Consider the following 17,122-nt stretch of genomic DNA (forward strand, 5'->3'; position numbering starts at 1 on the left):
TATGAGAAGGGCTATACTGACAAAATTCATTTTTGTTGCAAATACCCTTTTATAAACCCGACTGTTTGTCTTAAACCAATTCTAAAGAAACTGACGATTATATGCACTAAAATCACAACTTTATCACTATAAATATAGTTGCCGCCCTGCATTTTTGGACAATTCTCGTACCAATTTTCTATGGCGTCATTGATATAACAAAAAATGCTTCCTCTTTCTTGGAGAAATTTGTTATATTCATGGCAGTTACTGACTCTCATTTTTTGTGGCATATTTTTTCTTCAACAGTTAAATGGCTATTTATAATGAATTTTGTCAGTAACTGCCAGTTCTTTTCACTTGAGCGATGCAACAAAGCCATCCCAGTGTCACGCACTGGGATGACAAGAGGAGAACTACTGGGATGACAAGGGGAGAGCTACTAAATGACATCTTCAATTTCTGTGTGTCAAGCACTGAAGAGGTCTCTCCTATTTTCTCTTGATGAATAAATCTAAGTAGAGTATAGTAAAAATGCATTTATGTAGCGGTTAATGAGCAATTTAGTTTTAGTCTATATAACTTTTTCAAACTTGAAAGAGGCTAAGGCTATTTCTGAAGAATTGTTAAACGAGAAGTTAATTGTGTGTGTAAATATATTTCCTGAAGTAAATTCTCTGTATTTATGGGAAGGTAAAATTAATAGTAATTGTGAAGTGGTGACAATTATGAAGAGTAGGAATGATCAGGCTGATAAGATTGTAGAAAAAATCGAGGCAATGCATTCTTATGATCAACCAGCCGTTGTGATAATACCCATAGGAAAAGCGAATAAATCTTTTACTAATTGGGTTAATAATGTTATTGATATAAACAATATTGGGGTGTAGCCAAGTGGTAAGGCAGCGGTTTTTGATACCGTCACGCGAAGGTTCGAATCCTTCCACCCCAGCTTTATTAAAGTGTGCGTGAAATGATATCACTTTTTTATAAATTAAGGTTATTTAATTATATACTGGGCAGCTTGAAAGATATAGTTGTCAAGCTATTTCTTTTCACTCTGTATCTTTATACATCGAGCATTATGCTTATGTTTCTCACTAATGGTTTTTGGTATACTGTAGAGTTTAGCTCTTTCAAAAATGCATTTTACCATTTGTATCAATATTTAAAATGGTATTATGAAAATAGAGATGATTTGGGTTATGGAGTTTCTATTAGAATATTAGTAGCGTTTCTTACTCCGCATTTTCTCTACAAATTATTTTCTGGCACAGGCTGGAAGTCTTTTTTCAAGGAGAAGATAGTTCAGATACTCAGAACAAGAAGAAAAATGAGTAATAAACCAAATGGCAGTAGTTATGGTTATAGTAATAAGAACAGTTACGGTAACAATAATCTTCAAGAGGCAGAACGGAAAGTGAATATGATAAAGCAGCTATTAATCCAAGATATAGATGAAGCTATAGAAAAAAGATTAAATGATATTTTTCTTGGTGAGAGGGGTAAACCTCATTAAAAGGGCTTTATCTTTTTTAGAATTGGCTGTATTTTGTTTTTTACGTATAACGGATCGCAATCAGCCAGTATACATGTTTCAACAAAATCTTGACTGAAGTCTGATAGCCAGGAAATTGCTTTACGTTTCTCTACCAAGCTTTCTGTTTTTTTACAGTTACTTGCTGCATCAATCATTGCCTGTGATATCACTGATTGCCACAGTATGCAGTACCTTTGTATATCATCTAAAGTGCTATTTGCTTCGTGATGGTGAAAAAATTCTTTGAAATTGAAGTTATTTGACATTATGTACCTCTTTAAGTTGAAAATTAGAATTTGAAGTAGTGCGAAAGTTGTCTGCTGCAATGAGTAGCCTTTATGACAGTCAGACCGGGTTTTATGTGAGCTATAAATGTTTAAGAAATTATATCTATTCAGATCTATGTGAAACCAGTGCTTCTTTTCTTGTTATCCGAGCTGGGATCCAGGTTGACAAAAGCGCTTTACAACGTTTTGTGTACAAAACACCAGTGTTGCATGACACTATTGTATCCGTTCAGGAGAGTGGTTTAAGAAACAATAGATAAGAGGTTTTGGAAAGGATTGAGACCCCTTTGTTTCCATGTTAAGTATAACGAAATTATCCGTTCAAGGAATGCATTTCCCCGCTTTGATTGTGTAAAATACGAATTTTTGCGGTAAACGACATAATGCCGTATCTGCTGTTCAGCATGGTTGTTTGTCAGCGGAATGTTTTTTGGGTCATCTAAAAAATTCCACATCATTCTTTCAGATTTCAAAATATTTTTCGCAACTCGAGAGGCTCCAATTGCTTCAGGTAAGTAGGATATTTCCTTCAAGTAATACCTTGTACGTTTTCGCAACTTTCTGGCACGTCTGGCAAATCTAAAAACATCTATCTCATTTTTTAGCAAAGCCTTTTTTAGTGCAAATAATTCAGTAGCTACATTTCTTAAGTAACAGCCAAGAACTTTGACTTCAATATTCCAACTATGCGCTAATCTTTCAAAATCCCTTGCTAAGTGTGCCCAGCAGATTTGCCTTTTTTCATCAGCAAAGTAATTGTATACTGCGTACCTGTCGGTTACCACTAAGCTATTATGATTGCAGCATGCGTTATTTTTTAAAACTTTCATTCCTCTTGACTCTGTCAACTTCACAAAACTTGCCGTATTGCTTGCAAACATCCAACACCAAGCGAGTTTACCTTTGTTATAATGGCTCGTTTCATCAATATGTAGAACTTTACTCCTACTTATCTCTTGTTCGATCTGCTCATACATTTTTTTGCATTTTGAAGCAACTCTATGTTCACTATTTGATATGCTAACGACGCTTATGTTCAAATTGAAGATATCATTTACGACACTCGCTATTTCGCGTTTTGAATTTTTGTAGAATCCGCTGAACGCTGCAATTATTGACTTAACCCTTGGACCAAATGTATCTGACGTAACACCTTCTGGTAACTTACTGCTTCTTCTTTTTCCGCATCTCCGGCAACGACCATGCTCCATCTGATATTCCACTACATAAGGCCTAATTTCCGGAAGATCAACTTTTTGATGAATGTACGGTCCATTGCATATTGCAATCCCTCCTCCGCATTCACAAGTAGATGACAACTTTACTTTTATCACCTCATCTGCATCCATTTTGGCGCGAAAACTTCCTTTATGACCAACCTGACCACCAACGTTTCTGTCGCTCTTTGGCTTGTCCTTTTTTATTTTGTACAACTCTCTAGAGCTTGGTAGAGATGAATTTTTCGAGTTTAAACCAAGCCTTTCCTTTAATTCAGCGTTCTCTATCTTTAAAGCCTTGTTCTCTGCTTTTAAACTTTCATTCTCCCTTTCCAGCTTTTCTATTTTTGCTTCTAACTTTTCTATTTTTTGCTGTAAATTTTTGCAAAGCTCTAAAAGGTTTACCACATTACCTCACTTTTGCTCTATGATTATCTTTTTAGATCACCTTGTCTACCTTATTCTGCCACTCCGCTGAACGGATACACACTATTTGTTCTTATACCCTTTTTGTCTATCTTATTTTGTCACTCTGCTGAACAGATAATTTTCGCCAATAAGCTTTTTACTGAGTTTTTGTTATTGAGCTTGCACAGATCAAAGACAAGTTTTGAGTCAAAAATACCCTTAATATTATAATAAGGGGCTGGTAAAATGTGTCTAGTAAGTTTTCTTCTCTATGCAACTGCACCTCAAGCTAATAATGGACCATCAGGCGTATTACCAATTACATTGATCTGGTTTAATATTTTATTAGTGGGGTAAAAATAATTTTTTATAAACTCCTTATATATAGCTGTTAATTTATGTATATCGTCTATTGATACGCATTCATTTACCTGATGTGCGGTTTTGTTGATCATACCAAATTCAATTACTGGACAAATATCCTTAATAAACGCAGCATCAGATGTGCCACCACTTGTGCTCAGCACAGCATCAATACCGGTAATTTTATTTATCGCATCAAGCATAATATCAGTATTTCTGTCAGGATTAGAGAGAAAAACGTCCCTGCTGTTCTGCATAGAAAGTTTATAATCGTTAGTCACATTGGTGCATATTGCATCAATCATCTTATATAAAACGTCTGGTGTTTGTGTATTGTTATATCGAACATTAAAACCTGCTGCTATTGAACTAGGTATTAGATTATTAGTATTATTTCCAACGTCGATAGTAGTAATTTCGCAATGTGAAGGCTGAAAGTATTTATTACCAGTATCAAAAGTGGTATCTTTTATCTTACTTAGTATCGATACCATTTTATATATTGGATTATCTGCTAGATCTGGGTAGGCAACGTGCCCTTGTTTACCATGGCAAATCAATTTAAATGTTGCAGAACCTCTTCTACCTATTTTTATGGTATCACCTAATTTCTCACTACTCGTTGGTTCTCCAACTATACAAAAATCTATCTTTTTTTGCTTACTTTTCATCCATTCCAAAACTTCCTTTGTTCCATGTTCTTCCGCGCTTTCTTCAGCACTGGTAATCAATGCACTGATTGAACCACTGAATCGAAACTTACCTGCAACTGAATCTACCATAGCAGCAATAAATGCGGCTATTCCACTTTTCATATCAGCTGCTCCTCTTCCATATAGCATTCCATCTCTAATTTCTGGCTTAAATGGATCAGATATCCAATCTTTTAACTCACCTGGTGGTACAACATCAACATGTCCAGCAAAACACAAGTTTGGTACTCCATTTATATATTTCGCATAAAGATTTTTAACTTTATCACCAAACTCTAAAATCTCACATTCAAAACCACTTTTCTTGAGAATGGCTGCTATATGCTCTATTGCCCCATCGTCTTTTGGTGTTATACTTTTAAAAGAAATTAATTTCTTAGTTAGTTCTACAGGGTCAATCTTCATATCAATCTTGAAATACTAACATTACCGTATTGTAAACATTCTATGCGATATTTAAAACAAATATTACAGCACACAGAACAAGTTCTTATTAGGGAAGTAACAGTACTTGCTGATAATATCTATGAAATATGTAGACAATATGGAAATGACATTTTTCTGATTGCAGATGAAAATACAGCAAAACTTTTAAACAAAAACATACTTAATAAAGTTTCTCATTTAATTATTCCAGCCACACCTGTCATTCCAGCGCGTGACTATGATGGATCGCAGTGTCACGCTACTTGGATGACACCAAATAGAATGAACAGAGCTGCTTCTCTCCAAGCTGTAAACCTAGTTAGAAATAAAGCAAAAGATAGTGACTTAATGGTTGCATTTGGCAGTGGCACTGTTAATGATATCTGTAAGTACGCAAGCTATTTAGAAGGCAAAGACTACATATCCTTTCCAACAGCTGCTTCCATGAATGGATATAGCTCTGCAAACGCTTCAATATTAGTTGATGGATATAAAAAATCGTTCGGAGCACATCTTCCAAAGGCAATATACATTGATACCGATATAATTGCCAACGCACCACCACGCCTCACATTAAGTGGATTTGCAGATTTCATCTGCCGTTCAACAGTACAAGCCGATTGGCTATTATCTCATCTATTACTTGGCACAGAATATAATGAACTCCCCTTTAAACTTGTTCGCAATCTGGAGGAAATTTTGCTCAGAGAACACTTGGCACTTGCTAAAAAAGATAAAAGAGTAGTTTTATTACTTATGGAAGCCTTATTGATTTCAGGACTCGGAATGGTGATGTCAAAAGGCAGTTACTCTGCAAGTCAAGGAGAACATATGATAGCTCATGCAATTGAGATGGTAACACAGGATTATTCCTCCTCGTTACATGGGGAAAAAATTGCTGTGACAACGATTACCATGGCTAACTTGCAAGAGGAGATATTGTCAATACGAAACCCGATTACCAAACCGATCACTTTAGATGTAAAACATATAACTCAGTGCTTTGGTAATACCGAATTTATAAAAATTCTAAAGCAGAAGCAAATGATGCAGCAAAAAATTCAAGAGATTATTTGCAAAGAATGGAGTAATATTTCTAGTTTAATTAAGCAAAATTTACTATCTGCAAAACACCTGCAGAAAGTATTTGAAGATCTATCAATTCCGTACTTACCGGAGCATCTTAATTGGAACAAAGAGCAATATTGCAAGGTAGTCAATCTTACATTTGCAACAAGAGATAGATTCACCTTTCTTGACCTGGCTGGTTGTATAGAAAAAAGTTAGATTTTGTGTATTCGTTCAGTAGGGTAGCAAAATAAGATAGACAAAAACACAGTAACAAATGGTGTCATGCAAGTAGCTATCCAGCCTTTCTTAACAACAAAAACTTAGCATGACTTTTGTGCTCAAAAAACTTCTGGATTCCAGCATCAAGTGCTGGAATGACATGGTAAAATATTATTCAAGTAGCCTCTGTTCCAGTACCTATTCGGTGTCATTCAAGTCAACTCTTTTCTTGTTATCCCAGTGTCTAGACACTGGGATCCAGAAAACTTCACTTTAAATGAGTGCATTAGATTGTCTTTATATAGATGCCAGTGTCAGCTACTCGGATGAAATTCATTTAGTTGTCTTTTCTCATCTACCTTACCACTTTCTTGAACGGATACCATTAGCCATTCCCCTGAATAGATACAACAAATGTTGTATCTTTATCACTTCACATACATTATTCCATATACTATATGAACAACTGAAAAAAAACTTCAGTTAATTGACAATGAATCACGTTATTTTGTCAAGTGCGCTGCTATCGCCAAACCATAGCTTAGCTTGAGTGGCTGAGGAGGGATTTGAACCCCCGACCAAGAGATTATGATCCTCCTGCTCTACCACTGAGCTACTCAGCCTAATTAAAAACCTTGCTATATATGTAATCTATATGTTTCATATAATACTTCAAATCAAACAAAGACTCAAGTTTTTCAGAGTCAATAATTCCATGCAAGGATTTATCTTGTTTCAATTCGAACAGAAAATCACTGTTATCTTGCTTTACTTTCATTGCATTATTCTGAACAATTTTATATGCCTCTTCCCTCGCCAAACCACTATTTACCAACTCGAGTAATACTCGTTGTGAAAAAACCAAGCCTTTTGAAGAATTTAAGTTCTTTTCAATGTTTTCCTTATTGATCACCAATTTATCTATCAAATCTGTTAATCGTACTAAAGCAAAATCCATTGCTATACAAGCATCAGGAGCAATGCATCTTTCCACAGACGAGTGCGATATATCTCGTTCGTGCCATAATGCAACATTTTCTAATGCAGGAAAAACATAGCTGCGTATTAAGCGTGAGAGCCCAGTCAAATTCTCACTTAAAATAGGATTACACTTATGCGGCATAGCAGAACTTCCCTTCTGACCAGTGGAAAAATACTCAGAAATTTCTCCAACTTCAGTTCTTTGCAAGTGACGTATTTCAACGGCAATATTCTCTATTGAACTTGCAATCACTCCTAAAACTGAAAAGAATATTGCGTGTCTATCACGAGGAATGACTTGAGACGATATGGTTTCAGGTATAAGTCCCATTTCTTTCGCTACATACTCTTCAACAAACGGATCAACATTTGAAAAATTACCTACTGCACCTGATATTTTACAAATCGAGATCTCTGTTTTCGCGCTAATTAATCTCTGATAATTGCGTTTAAATTCAGCATAAAATCTAGCAAATTTTAATCCAAGAGTTGTTGATTCTGCATGCATTCCATGACTGCGCCCAACACAAACAATATTTTTATAGTCCTCAGCCTTTTTTTTCAGTGCTGAAAGTATATTTTTTAAATTTTCGAGCAAAATATCACATGATTCCTTTAACTGAACCGCAAGGCATGTATCTAAAACGTCAGAACTTGTCATTCCATAATGAAGATAACGAACATCAACTCCCGCTTCTTCAGCAACATATGTTAAAAAAGCTATAACATCGTGTTTTACAATGGATTCAATTTCGTTAATACGTTCAATATCAAATTCAATAACATCAGAGAGCTTCTGAGCAACACTATTTGGAATCACTCCTAACTCTGCTTGAGCTTCACACGCTAATTTTTCTATTTTGAGCCATATATTAAACTTATTTTTTTCTTCCCAAATGGAAGACATTTCTTTGCGGCTATAGCGTGGGATCATTTTTGATTTATTTCAATAATGGTGTCATTCCAGTGCATGACACTGGAATCCAGATATAAAAGTATTTGCAAATTATTCAATGGACAACGGATTCTAGAAGCATAAAATAATGTCCATGATGAAATAAACTGGACCCCAGTGTCACGCACTGGGATGACATGAGGGGAGCACTGGGATGATACCAGCTTAGCAATGGAAGACATTTCTTTACGACTATAACAAGGGATCATCTTTGATCAGCTATCATCACCATCAGTAGCTTCTTTACTCGCATCTTGCTCTGCCTCTTGTTGCTCAGATTTCTGATTTTGCAACTTTACTTGCCTCAATTCATGTGCATCTTTTTCAGATCTTACAACGTATATAGTAATTGGAACTATCACTTTACTATGTAATTCTATATTTACTTGATACTCGCCCAAATTTTTGATACTTATTCCACCAAAAGATAAACTATGATGACTTATATCATATCCTTCTTGTAATAAAGTTTTTGCAATTTCACGTGTGGTTACAGAGCCAAAAATCTTTCCATCCTCTGAAGCTTGCTTTATTAATATAATAAATTTATCATGCAGTGATGATGCAAGCACTTTTGCTGCATTTAATTTTTTGATATTTTCTTCTTCCAATAATAAACGCTGTTCCTCTAACTTTATTAAATTTTCCTTAGTGGCTTTCATCGCCTTTTTTTGTGGAAAAAGAAAATTACGTGCATAACCTGGCTTAACTTTGACAACTTCACCAAGCTTACCTAAAGTTGTTATATTTTCCTTTAAAATTATTAACATAAATTACCTAACTTTTTTAGTACAGTAAGGAGCAAGAGCTAAAAAGCGTGCTCTTATAATTGCTAAGCGCAACTTTCTTTGTTTTCTTGCGCACACACCTGTTAACCTTCTAGGTAATATTCTACCATAGTCAGAGGTGAATTTGGACAATAAATCTATATTCTTATAGTCTATGTCCTCATCTTTAGATGCAGTAAGAGGACAGACCTTAGGACGCCTAAAGCCAGTTCTGTTATTTACAGACACGTAAGAATTATTAAAACTATTTCGTCTTTTCATCATTATGCACTTTTCTCCTCAATTTGTTTATCCAGCATGTAAGATTTACCTTTAAAAAACTCATTAACCCGTACAGACAAGTGGCGAATAATATTCTCATTCAGTTTTACTCTACGCTCAAATTCATCCATAATGCTTGAAGTAAAACTTATACACATCATACAGTAATGACCACTTTTCATCTTATTTATTGGGTATGCAAAATCCAATAGACCCCAATATTCATATTTTATCAATCCTGAAGCTTCAATATTTTTCAAAAGCACTTCCAGCGTTTTACTCAATTGATTTGAGTCTACTATTTTAAAACTTTTTAAAACCTCTTGAAGGGGCTTTATTAGATGTTGTGAAATATTTTCCTTAAAAGCATTTACTACATTATAGATAAATGCACTTTTAGTGTTAGCTCCTGGAAGGTCCATAAAATTTTGTTTTATTCCCGTATCACTTAGTTCATTTTTCAATTCTTTATCGATTCTTGACTTTATTTCTTTTAAATTTGAAAAATCTTCTTCCAATTCAACCCATAAAATTTTTGTCAGAGTTTCAAAAAAATCAGAGTAAACAATCAGACTTTTTTTAATGCTTTCAGTACTTGCCTCTAGCTCTTGTTTTGTAACTGTGCTATGTTCTCTTTCTATGAGACCTTTAACCTCCTGAGAAATAACATCTGCTTTAATATTTTTCAACAAAATAGCCAATTCTTGGACCATTTCTTCTACTTCTTGCTGCAATAAGTTCGGTTGTGCTATAAAAGTAAATTCATAGAGATTCACTATATCTTCCTTTAATATCAATTAAACACTTTATTATATAAAACTTTTTTATATAAGCAAGTTATTTGTATTAATTTCTACGCCTTCAATCCAACTTAAGTGAGATATTTCATAAATAGCTTGGGGGGTGATTGAATATGTACCTGGCAACAAGATGCTGACTTTATGTTTTTTGAGAAGAAACTTTAGCATTATTTTGGTTTTGCCTCCATTTTTCAACACTGAATTCAACTCCTCAGCAACTTTTTGCGAGTCTGCACATACAGCAGTTAAAACTAATCCTTTCATTAGAGAAGTAACCTTTTCTGTAAATTCAGATATGTCCTTTCCTGATAGTCTCGTTGTGTTTTCTGAAATTTCAAGATCAATTATCACAAATGCTCCAGGTGAAAATAGATTCCTTTTTTCTTCTATTATTTCATTATTGTAGAATGCTATTTCAGAAACATTGTGGGGATCAGAAAGTGTTAGGATAACAAATCTTCCACGTTCTGAGGTTCTCATACGCACATTTAATATTACACCAGCAGTTTTTATCGTCTTACTCTCTCCGATAAACCCAATATTTAATTTTTTCAAGAGAGTTCTAAACTTTTCAAGTGGATGATTAGTTAAGTAAAATCCCAATGAAAATAACTCATGCTCTAATTTTTCCTCTTCATTAAAATCTTCCACGTTCTCAAGTTTTGGCTTCAGAATATCAAGATTACCAAATAAAGCAGCTTGATTTGACTGCCTATTTTTATTTGCAAAGTAAATCAATGTGTCTATTGACTCGTATAACTGCTTTCTATTTTTGTGCACACTATCGAAAGCTCCAGATTTAATTAAGCTTTCTAGCGCCCTCTTATTTATCATATGACCAGAATTTTGAATAAATTCCCATATGTCCTTATAAGGTGCATTTACTATTCCTTCTGCTGTAGCAAAACCAACATTACGCAAAGCAGCAATTCCGTAGCGTATGTGCTCACCCTCTATTGAAAATTCAGCCTTAGATTTGCTGATATCAGGCGAAAGAACAGCAACTCCACTGAATTTTGCAGCATGATAAAACAAATTCAGTTTGTCTCTATCATCAATGTTGAGATTCATCAAGGCCGTAAAAAATTCTAGCGGGTAGTTAGCCTTAAGGTAAGCTGTTTGGTAAGATATAATCGCATATGCTGCAGCGTGGGATTTATTAAATCCATAACCAGCAAATTTTGCAACAAGATCAAAAATATAACTTGCCCTGTCGTAATCAACACCGTTTTTTGTTGCTCCTTGAACAAAAAGTTCACGTTGTTTATCCATCTCTGCCTTAATTTTCTTACCCATGGCACGTCTGAGTAAATCCGCCTCTGCTAAGCTATATCCAGAGAGAATACGCGCTATTTCCATTACCTGTTCTTGGTAGATTATTACTCCGAATGTTTCTTTTAACACCTCCTCAAGCAATGGATGAATGTAATCTGGCTTTTCAAGTCCATGCTTTCTTGCAACATAAGTTGGAATGTTATCCATAGGCCCTGGGCGATAAAGAGAAATTAAAGCGATGATATCTTCAATGCAGTCTGGCTTTAGTTTGATTAAAGCTTCTCTCATTCCCGAACTTTCAAGCTGAAACACTCCGATTGAATCACCTCTTGAGAGCATTTCATAGGTTCTTTGATCAATCAAAGAAACCGAGGAAATATCAAATTTTTTTTCATCACGATTAATTAAACGACATACATGATCTATTAGTGTTAGCGTACCAAGTCCAAGAAAATCAAATTTTATTAACCCAGCTTTCTCTACATATTTCATGCTGTATTGAGTGATTGGCAGAGCCGAATTTGGATCATAATAGACGGGAACAAAATTTTCTAATTTTTGATCGCATATTACAATTCCAGCAGCATGAGTTGAAACGTGACGATATATTCCTTCGAGCTTTAGTGATATATCAAGAAGCTTTGCAATTACCTCATCACTATCTCGTTCTTTCTGTAGGTTTTGATCAAGCTCTATCGCTTGCGATAAAGTTACAGGATTTACTGGATTAAATGGAACCATTTTAGATATTTTATCCACTTGAGAGTAAGGCATTTGCAATACTCTACCAACATCACGCAATACTGCCCTTGCTTGCAATTTTCCAAAAGTGATTATTTGAGCAACATAACCGTATTTCTTTTGAACATAGTCAATAACTAAATCCCTCTTTTCCTGGCAGAAATCAATGTCAAAATCGGGCATCGATATACGATCAGGATTTAAAAATCTTTCAAAGATCAGACCAAACTTTATTGGATCAAGATCTGTAATTTGTAAGCTCCAAGCAACAATCGATCCAGCACCAGAACCTCTTCCCGGTCCAACTGGAATGCCATTTGCTTTGCTCCAACGAATGAAATCAGAAACTATCAAAAAGTAGCCAGCGTAGTTCATCGAAGTTATTACGCTTAGTTCGTAATTCAGCCGATCGTAGTATTGTTTAAGGTCTATGTCCGTTTCATTTGCAATGCGGAATTCTAATCCTGCAACTGCCTGCTCCCTCAGTTCTTCATTCTCAGTTTTATTTTCTCGACAAGGAAATTTAGGCAAGATAGGCTGCCTGCTTCTTGGCATGTAAGAGCACCGCTTAGCTATCACTAAAGTGTTATGAATTGCTTCGGGAATGTCGCTGAACAGTTCCTCCATTTCTGCCACAGATTTGAAGTAATGCTCGGTAGTTAACTTCTTTCTGTTATTCTCGAGAGCATAACTGCCCTCCGATATGCACGTTAATATGTCATAAGCCTCATAGTCAGACTTATTTGGAAAAAACACATCATTCGTTGCAACTAGTGGTATATTGCGCTGATAAGCAAAATCTATTAAAGCTTCTTCAAGCTCTAGCTCTTTATTCAGCCCATGACGCTGCAATTCAACATATAAATGACCATCGAATGCTGAGAGCAGTCTTTTTATCGTTTCTTTATCTTGCTTCAATAACAGTTGAGCCAATATGCCGTCATATCCACCAGTTAAGGCGATTAGGCCTGAACTTAAATTTAATAGCTCATCAAAATCAACGTAAGGAATATCGCTGTTATTCTTGCACTTTTTAAAAGACTCACTCACCAAGGTGACTAAATTAGTGTACCCTTGTTCATTTTTTGCAAGTAGGAGTATTGATAAATTTTGTTCTAAGTGTCGAACGATAATATTGCATCCTATTATTAGCTGTATTCCCTTATTTGCCGCATATTCTGCAAACTCAAGTGAGCCAAATAAGTTGCCTGAATCAGTAACTGCAACTGCCGGCATTTTGTTCTGCAAACAAAGACCAATCAGCTCCTCAATTTTAACCGAACTCTCAAGCAGAGAATAAACGCTATGAACACGCAAGTGTATGAACATAAAAAACTTTAGATTAGCAATAAAAGGATAACATTAATTTGCTCGTAGGGATATGAAAAGGTCTAACACTGAAATAACACCAAAGAGGCTACTTCTTGAATCTAATTTACTATTCACAATCCCAGTTATTAGCTTGTTTTAATTGACTTTTTATCATAATTATGTAATAATTAAATAACTCTTTTAATATTGAAGGTAAAATCATGACAGGAGAATATGAATCACTGGAAAAAGTACTGAGGACGATTGAGGCTGAGAAAGATTTAAATCTCAATAATATAATTGAGAAAATACAAGAAGAACTAAAGGAACAGGATCAAGGTCTATATAAAGATTGGGAGGAAGGTAAATTTGATGTAAATCATGGATTTAGCTTAAATATTTCAGGGATAGAGTACTCAAAGCTTCCGTTACTAATAATAGCTGCTCGGAATGGTTACATAAAGACAGTAGGGGTTTTACTCGGAGTAGGAGCAAATGTTAACGCAGTGGATCAATGTAAAAGGACTCCTTTACATCATGCTGCTTTGAATGATCGCGTAGGCACAGTAGAGGTTTTACTCAAAGAAGGAGCAAAAGTTGATTCAGTAGATCAATATGAAATGACTGCTTTGCATAATGCTGCTGAGAATGGTCACAAAAAGATAGTAGGGATTTTAATCGAAAATAAAGCAGATAATATTGATGCGAAAAATTGCAATGGTAGTACTGCTTTGTATTGTGCTGCTTTAAATAATCACGCAAATATAGTAAATGCTTTAATCAAAGCAGGAGCAGATGTTAATGAGAAAGATATAAGTGGGTGGACTGCTTTGCACTGTGCTGCTAGTAATGGCCACGTAGACACAGTAGAGGCTTTAATCAAAGAAGGAGCAAATGTTAACGCAGTAGATAAAAATGGAATGACTTATTTAGATTATGCTGAGAAACATACTAAAAAGTGTGCTGAAGAAAAGTATGCTGAAGGTTATGCTAAGGGTAAAAACGTAATAAAAGCTCTATTAGAGGAAGGAGGTGGCTCTTTTGTGAAAGCGCGTAATAAATCAATGATTGCCGGTGGAGTAACTGGATTATTAGGCACTGCTATAGCAGTGGCACTTTTTACAACTGGAACAATTGCAGCTCAGTTGATACCTATAGTTATAGCAGTGGTTGCAGTTATAGCAGCAGCACTGGTAGTTGGTTGTGCTACATATGAATTGTTAAAGCCTAGTACTAAAGTTGATGGAGCAGAGAAATCATCTGCCGCCTTAATAAATGGACAGCAGGGAGTTACTAGCATTCCTTCATAGTAGAGCGCGTTACGCAGGTTCCTGGATCCCAGTACTGGGATGACAATGAAGGGGCTGCTTGAATAACAACGAAGGGTTATTTGGATAATAGCCGTACTTGATCTGGATTCCAGTGTCTAGGCACTGGGATGACAAGGGGGGATACTAGGATGACAACGAAGGTGCTGGAATGAAAGGAGTGTGAGATAAAGCTACTTGTATAACTGTTTCACATCCATAAACTCCTTCTCGTCTTGAACGCTAATGGTAGCGTGAGTGTTGAAAGGTAAAGGGTCATTTATATGTCCATGGCCTACTCCTTTCATTGTAAATACTGGAAAGTTGACACTTTTTGCAAACCTTTCTTTTACAATTTCAACAAGATTATCATTATAACAGTTAACAAAGTCCCCGAATATTACTGCATCTACTCCATCAAAAATATGAGCTTGTTTTAGGTGATCTAAACTTCGCTCAATTGAATATGGATAAACTTTTATGTCTTCTAAAAATAGAATTTTGTTTTTTGCGTTTATTTGCCAGGCAGTTCCTATGCTATTTTCAACCAAAGTCATATTACCACCGATGATTTTAGACTCTAATCTGCCATTTTTTAGTCTAACTCCATTATTTATCATCTTTAAATTGTCAAATCTGATAGAGTTGTGTTGGTTGAGAATTAATTCTTTTAATTTTTCAACAGAACTTTCAGCAACGGAGTTATTTACTATCATTTCTAACATGGTGCCGTGAAGAGTTTGCCAATCATATTTAACTTGCAGATAAATATGTAAAGCAGTGATATCACTATAGCCTATAAGAATTTTTTTGTTTTGAGCAATTCTTTCTTTTTTATCATTGGGTAACTTTTCTAGATAGGGAATTAGCCGAGAAGCCCCTTCTCCTCCTCTGATACACCAAATTATTTTGCTATCATCAGTGAGCGCATTAACCAAATCATTCGCTCTAAACTCATCAGAGTTAGAATAAAATGGGTTGTCATTACTGTATATTTTCTCCGAAATGTGAGGATTAAAATCCAAAGTTTTTACGTATTCTCTTATAGTAGGCAGATCTGATTCTTTTCCTTTCGAAGAAGGAGCAATAATATCAACTTGATTGATTGTGTGTGCAGGATTAGTGAGTAAAAGGCATAGAAAATAAAGAATAAAGGAATACATTAAAATATCTTATGAAACTCTTGCTTTAATATATCATCTAATTCGCAAAGAGAAACTTTTACTCCTAGTTTTTCCATTGATGTAACGCCGTAATCTTTTAGTCCACAAGGAATAATACCCTCATAGTGGGAAAGGTTTGGAGAGACATTAAGTGCTATGCCATGATAAGTTACCCATTTTCTCAAGCGAATGCCAAAAGCTGCTATTTTTTCTTCTACTCCGTTGTTGTTCACCCAAATGCCTATTCTATCTTCCTTAAATTCCCCAAGTATATTAAAGTGTTTTAAAACATTTATGATCCAATTACTTAGGTCTCTGATATATAGTTTTATGTCACATTTGTTTCTTTTTTTAAGATTTAGCATTAAGTATATAATACGCTGCCCTGGTCCGTGATATGTATATTTACCGCCCCTGCCTGTTTTATAGACAGGAAACAATTTTTCAATAATGTCATCATCTGTTGCACCGATTCCTGCAGTATAAAGTGGAGGGTGCTGGAGCAGCCATACTAGCTCGTCAGATAAATTATTGTAAATTTGTTGAATTTTTGCTTCCATGAATTTCACAGAATGGTTATAATCAGCAAATTGGTTAGATATTAGCCATTCTGTCATATTCTATTTCTTTAGGTCTATCAATGTCATTCCAGTCTGGAATCCAGAAATTTGATTGTAGATAGCACACTGAACTGGTAAGCATAGCTGTTTTACGCTAAGAGGAACGTCTTTGACTAAATTGTATAAAAAGATGGATCCTAGTGTCAAGCTACTTGGATGACAAATATGGGCTACTTGAATGGCACTATCGCAAACGAACTAGTGTCAGCTACTCAGATGATATCATTCTTGTAACACCAATTGATATAATTCAACTACAATTTCAAATTTTTAACAAAATTTTCAGGAGGCACATATGAATTTTAACATTTTTCAAAGAAAGAAAAGCAGTGAATACTCTGCTTTGCAACTAATGATGGAACCAAGTTGGAGTAGGCGCGATTATGCAAGTTTTGCTGAGGAAGGCTACATAAAAAATGTTATTGCCTTTCGAGCAATTAATATGATCGCAAGTGCTTCATCTTCGGTACCTTTTACTCTCTGCCAGCTTACTGACCAGGGAAAATCACAACTAAAAGCGCATCCATTACTGAAGTTACTTTATTCTCCTAATCCAATGACATCAAAATCGGAATTTATTGAAGGGATTGTGACTTATCGATTAGTTAATGGCAATTCTTATGTATTGATGATTGAGGCGCAGAACAAACCAACAGAGCTTTATCTTCTGCGCCCTGATAGAGTTGAAATTGTTCGT

The 17,122-nt window shown here is 35.2% G+C and carries 15 protein-coding genes, 2 tRNA genes and 1 pseudogene; 6 read left to right on the forward strand and 12 right to left on the reverse strand.

All coding sequences use genetic code 11. The features are described 5' to 3' along the window. Window positions 1-32: 32 nt before the first annotated feature. Window positions 33-272, reverse strand: a pseudogene (locus tag ONG75_RS07620) (transposase); the annotation flags it as partial. Between the two features lie 261 nt (window positions 273-533). Here ONG75_RS07620 and cutA point away from each other — a divergent pair. The 3 genes from cutA to ONG75_RS07635 all read left to right on the forward strand — a co-directional run bounded on the left by cutA (window position 534) and on the right by ONG75_RS07635 (window position 1,498). Next, window positions 534-869 (forward strand): divalent-cation tolerance protein CutA, encoded by a 336-nt coding sequence (gene cutA / locus ONG75_RS07625; RefSeq protein WP_010402294.1) that lies wholly within the window; start codon window positions 534-536, stop codon window positions 867-869. Then, window positions 860-931: transfer RNA gene (locus ONG75_RS07630), tRNA-Gln, on the forward strand. Before cutA ends, ONG75_RS07630 begins: the two co-directional genes overlap by 10 nt. 204 nt (window positions 932-1,135) lie before the next feature. Then, window positions 1,136-1,498, forward strand: coding sequence for a hypothetical protein (locus tag ONG75_RS07635; RefSeq protein WP_255563436.1), 363 nt, complete (start codon window positions 1,136-1,138; stop codon window positions 1,496-1,498). Here the strand turns inward: ONG75_RS07635 and ONG75_RS07640 are convergent. The 3 genes from ONG75_RS07640 to dapE form a co-directional block, all read right to left on the reverse strand. Next, window positions 1,495-1,785, reverse strand: a complete 291-nt coding sequence (locus tag ONG75_RS07640) for a hypothetical protein (protein WP_007301973.1) — start codon at window positions 1,783-1,785, stop codon at window positions 1,495-1,497. The genes ONG75_RS07635 and ONG75_RS07640 overlap by 4 nt on opposite strands. A 263-nt stretch (window positions 1,786-2,048) precedes the next feature. After that, on the reverse strand, window positions 2,049-3,431 hold the full coding sequence (gene tnpC / locus ONG75_RS07645; protein WP_264375454.1) for an IS66 family transposase: 1,383 nt from the start codon (window positions 3,429-3,431) through the stop codon (window positions 2,049-2,051). Between the two features lie 284 nt (window positions 3,432-3,715). Next, window positions 3,716-4,912, reverse strand: a complete 1,197-nt coding sequence (dapE, locus tag ONG75_RS07650) for a succinyl-diaminopimelate desuccinylase (protein ID WP_264376163.1) — start codon at window positions 4,910-4,912, stop codon at window positions 3,716-3,718. A gap of 42 nt (window positions 4,913-4,954) precedes the next feature. On the opposite strand from dapE, the gene ONG75_RS07655 reads away from it, so the two are divergent. After that, on the forward strand, window positions 4,955-6,220 hold the full coding sequence (locus ONG75_RS07655; protein ID WP_264376164.1) for an iron-containing alcohol dehydrogenase: 1,266 nt from the start codon (window positions 4,955-4,957) through the stop codon (window positions 6,218-6,220). 554 nt (window positions 6,221-6,774) lie between these two features. On the opposite strand, the gene ONG75_RS07665 is transcribed toward ONG75_RS07655, so the two are convergent. The 6 genes from ONG75_RS07665 to dnaE form a co-directional block, all read right to left on the reverse strand. Next, window positions 6,775-6,846 (reverse strand) — tRNA-Met (locus tag ONG75_RS07665). Further along, complete coding sequence (purB, locus tag ONG75_RS07670; protein WP_064085669.1) at window positions 6,846-8,138, reverse strand: adenylosuccinate lyase; 1,293 nt, start codon at window positions 8,136-8,138, stop codon at window positions 6,846-6,848. The genes ONG75_RS07665 and purB overlap by 1 nt, the downstream gene beginning before the upstream one ends. 236 nt (window positions 8,139-8,374) lie before the next feature. Continuing rightward, entirely contained in the window at window positions 8,375-8,929 is a 555-nt protein-coding gene (rplI, locus tag ONG75_RS07675; RefSeq protein ID WP_010402757.1) for a 50S ribosomal protein L9, read from the reverse strand. Between the two features lie 3 nt (window positions 8,930-8,932). Next, complete coding sequence (gene rpsR, locus ONG75_RS07680; protein ID WP_010402759.1) at window positions 8,933-9,211, reverse strand: 30S ribosomal protein S18; 279 nt, start codon at window positions 9,209-9,211, stop codon at window positions 8,933-8,935. Beyond that, on the reverse strand, window positions 9,211-9,984 hold the full coding sequence (gene rpsF / locus ONG75_RS07685; RefSeq protein WP_264376165.1) for a 30S ribosomal protein S6: 774 nt from the start codon (window positions 9,982-9,984) through the stop codon (window positions 9,211-9,213). Before rpsF ends, rpsR begins: the two co-directional genes overlap by 1 nt. Window positions 9,985-10,032: 48 nt before the next feature. Next, entirely contained in the window at window positions 10,033-13,353 is a 3,321-nt protein-coding gene (gene dnaE, locus ONG75_RS07690; RefSeq protein ID WP_264376166.1) for a DNA polymerase III subunit alpha, read from the reverse strand. Window positions 13,354-13,556: 203 nt separating this feature from the next. On the opposite strand from dnaE, the gene ONG75_RS07695 reads away from it, so the two are divergent. Then, window positions 13,557-14,645 carry an ankyrin repeat domain-containing protein gene (locus ONG75_RS07695; RefSeq protein WP_264376167.1) on the forward strand — a complete coding sequence of 363 codons (1,089 nt, stop codon included), beginning with the start codon at window positions 13,557-13,559 and terminating at the stop codon, window positions 14,643-14,645. Between the two features lie 191 nt (window positions 14,646-14,836). On the opposite strand, the gene ONG75_RS07700 is transcribed toward ONG75_RS07695, so the two are convergent. Both ONG75_RS07700 and lipB read right to left on the reverse strand, forming a co-directional pair. Further along, entirely contained in the window at window positions 14,837-15,805 is a 969-nt protein-coding gene (locus ONG75_RS07700; RefSeq protein WP_264376168.1) for an LD-carboxypeptidase, read from the reverse strand. Further along, window positions 15,805-16,422 carry a lipoyl(octanoyl) transferase LipB gene (gene lipB / locus ONG75_RS07705; RefSeq protein WP_264376169.1) on the reverse strand — a complete coding sequence of 206 codons (618 nt, stop codon included), beginning with the start codon at window positions 16,420-16,422 and terminating at the stop codon, window positions 15,805-15,807. The genes ONG75_RS07700 and lipB overlap by 1 nt, the downstream gene beginning before the upstream one ends. 298 nt (window positions 16,423-16,720) lie before the next feature. On the opposite strand from lipB, the gene ONG75_RS07710 reads away from it, so the two are divergent. Next, window positions 16,721-17,122 (forward strand): phage portal protein (locus ONG75_RS07710; protein WP_264376170.1); only part of this gene is annotated, 402 nt, incomplete at its 3' end.

It is taken from the genome of Wolbachia endosymbiont (group B) of Sphaerophoria taeniata (assembly GCF_947179355.1).
Lineage (GTDB): Bacteria > Pseudomonadota > Alphaproteobacteria > Rickettsiales > Anaplasmataceae > Wolbachia.

What these genes read in the sequence shown, in the direction of transcription:
- cutA (WP_010402294.1), top strand. Translation starts at nt 534, where the DNA reads ATGAGCAATTTAGTTTTAGTCTATATAACTTTTTCAAACTTGAAAGAG.
- ONG75_RS07640 (WP_007301973.1), bottom strand. Translation starts at nt 1,785, where the DNA reads ATGTCAAATAACTTCAATTTCAAAGAATTTTTTCACCATCACGAAGCA.
- dapE (WP_264376163.1), bottom strand. Translation starts at nt 4,912, where the DNA reads ATGAAGATTGACCCTGTAGAACTAACTAAGAAATTAATTTCTTTTAAA.
- ONG75_RS07655 (WP_264376164.1), top strand. Translation starts at nt 4,955, where the DNA reads ATGCGATATTTAAAACAAATATTACAGCACACAGAACAAGTTCTTATT.
- purB (WP_064085669.1), bottom strand. Translation starts at nt 8,138, where the DNA reads ATGATCCCACGCTATAGCCGCAAAGAAATGTCTTCCATTTGGGAAGAA.
- rplI (WP_010402757.1), bottom strand. Translation starts at nt 8,929, where the DNA reads ATGTTAATAATTTTAAAGGAAAATATAACAACTTTAGGTAAGCTTGGT.
- rpsR (WP_010402759.1), bottom strand. Translation starts at nt 9,211, where the DNA reads ATGATGAAAAGACGAAATAGTTTTAATAATTCTTACGTGTCTGTAAAT.
- dnaE (WP_264376166.1), bottom strand. Translation starts at nt 13,353, where the DNA reads ATGTTCATACACTTGCGTGTTCATAGCGTTTATTCTCTGCTTGAGAGT.
- ONG75_RS07695 (WP_264376167.1), top strand. Translation starts at nt 13,557, where the DNA reads ATGACAGGAGAATATGAATCACTGGAAAAAGTACTGAGGACGATTGAG.
- ONG75_RS07700 (WP_264376168.1), bottom strand. Translation starts at nt 15,805, where the DNA reads ATGTATTCCTTTATTCTTTATTTTCTATGCCTTTTACTCACTAATCCT.
- lipB (WP_264376169.1), bottom strand. Translation starts at nt 16,422, where the DNA reads ATGACAGAATGGCTAATATCTAACCAATTTGCTGATTATAACCATTCT.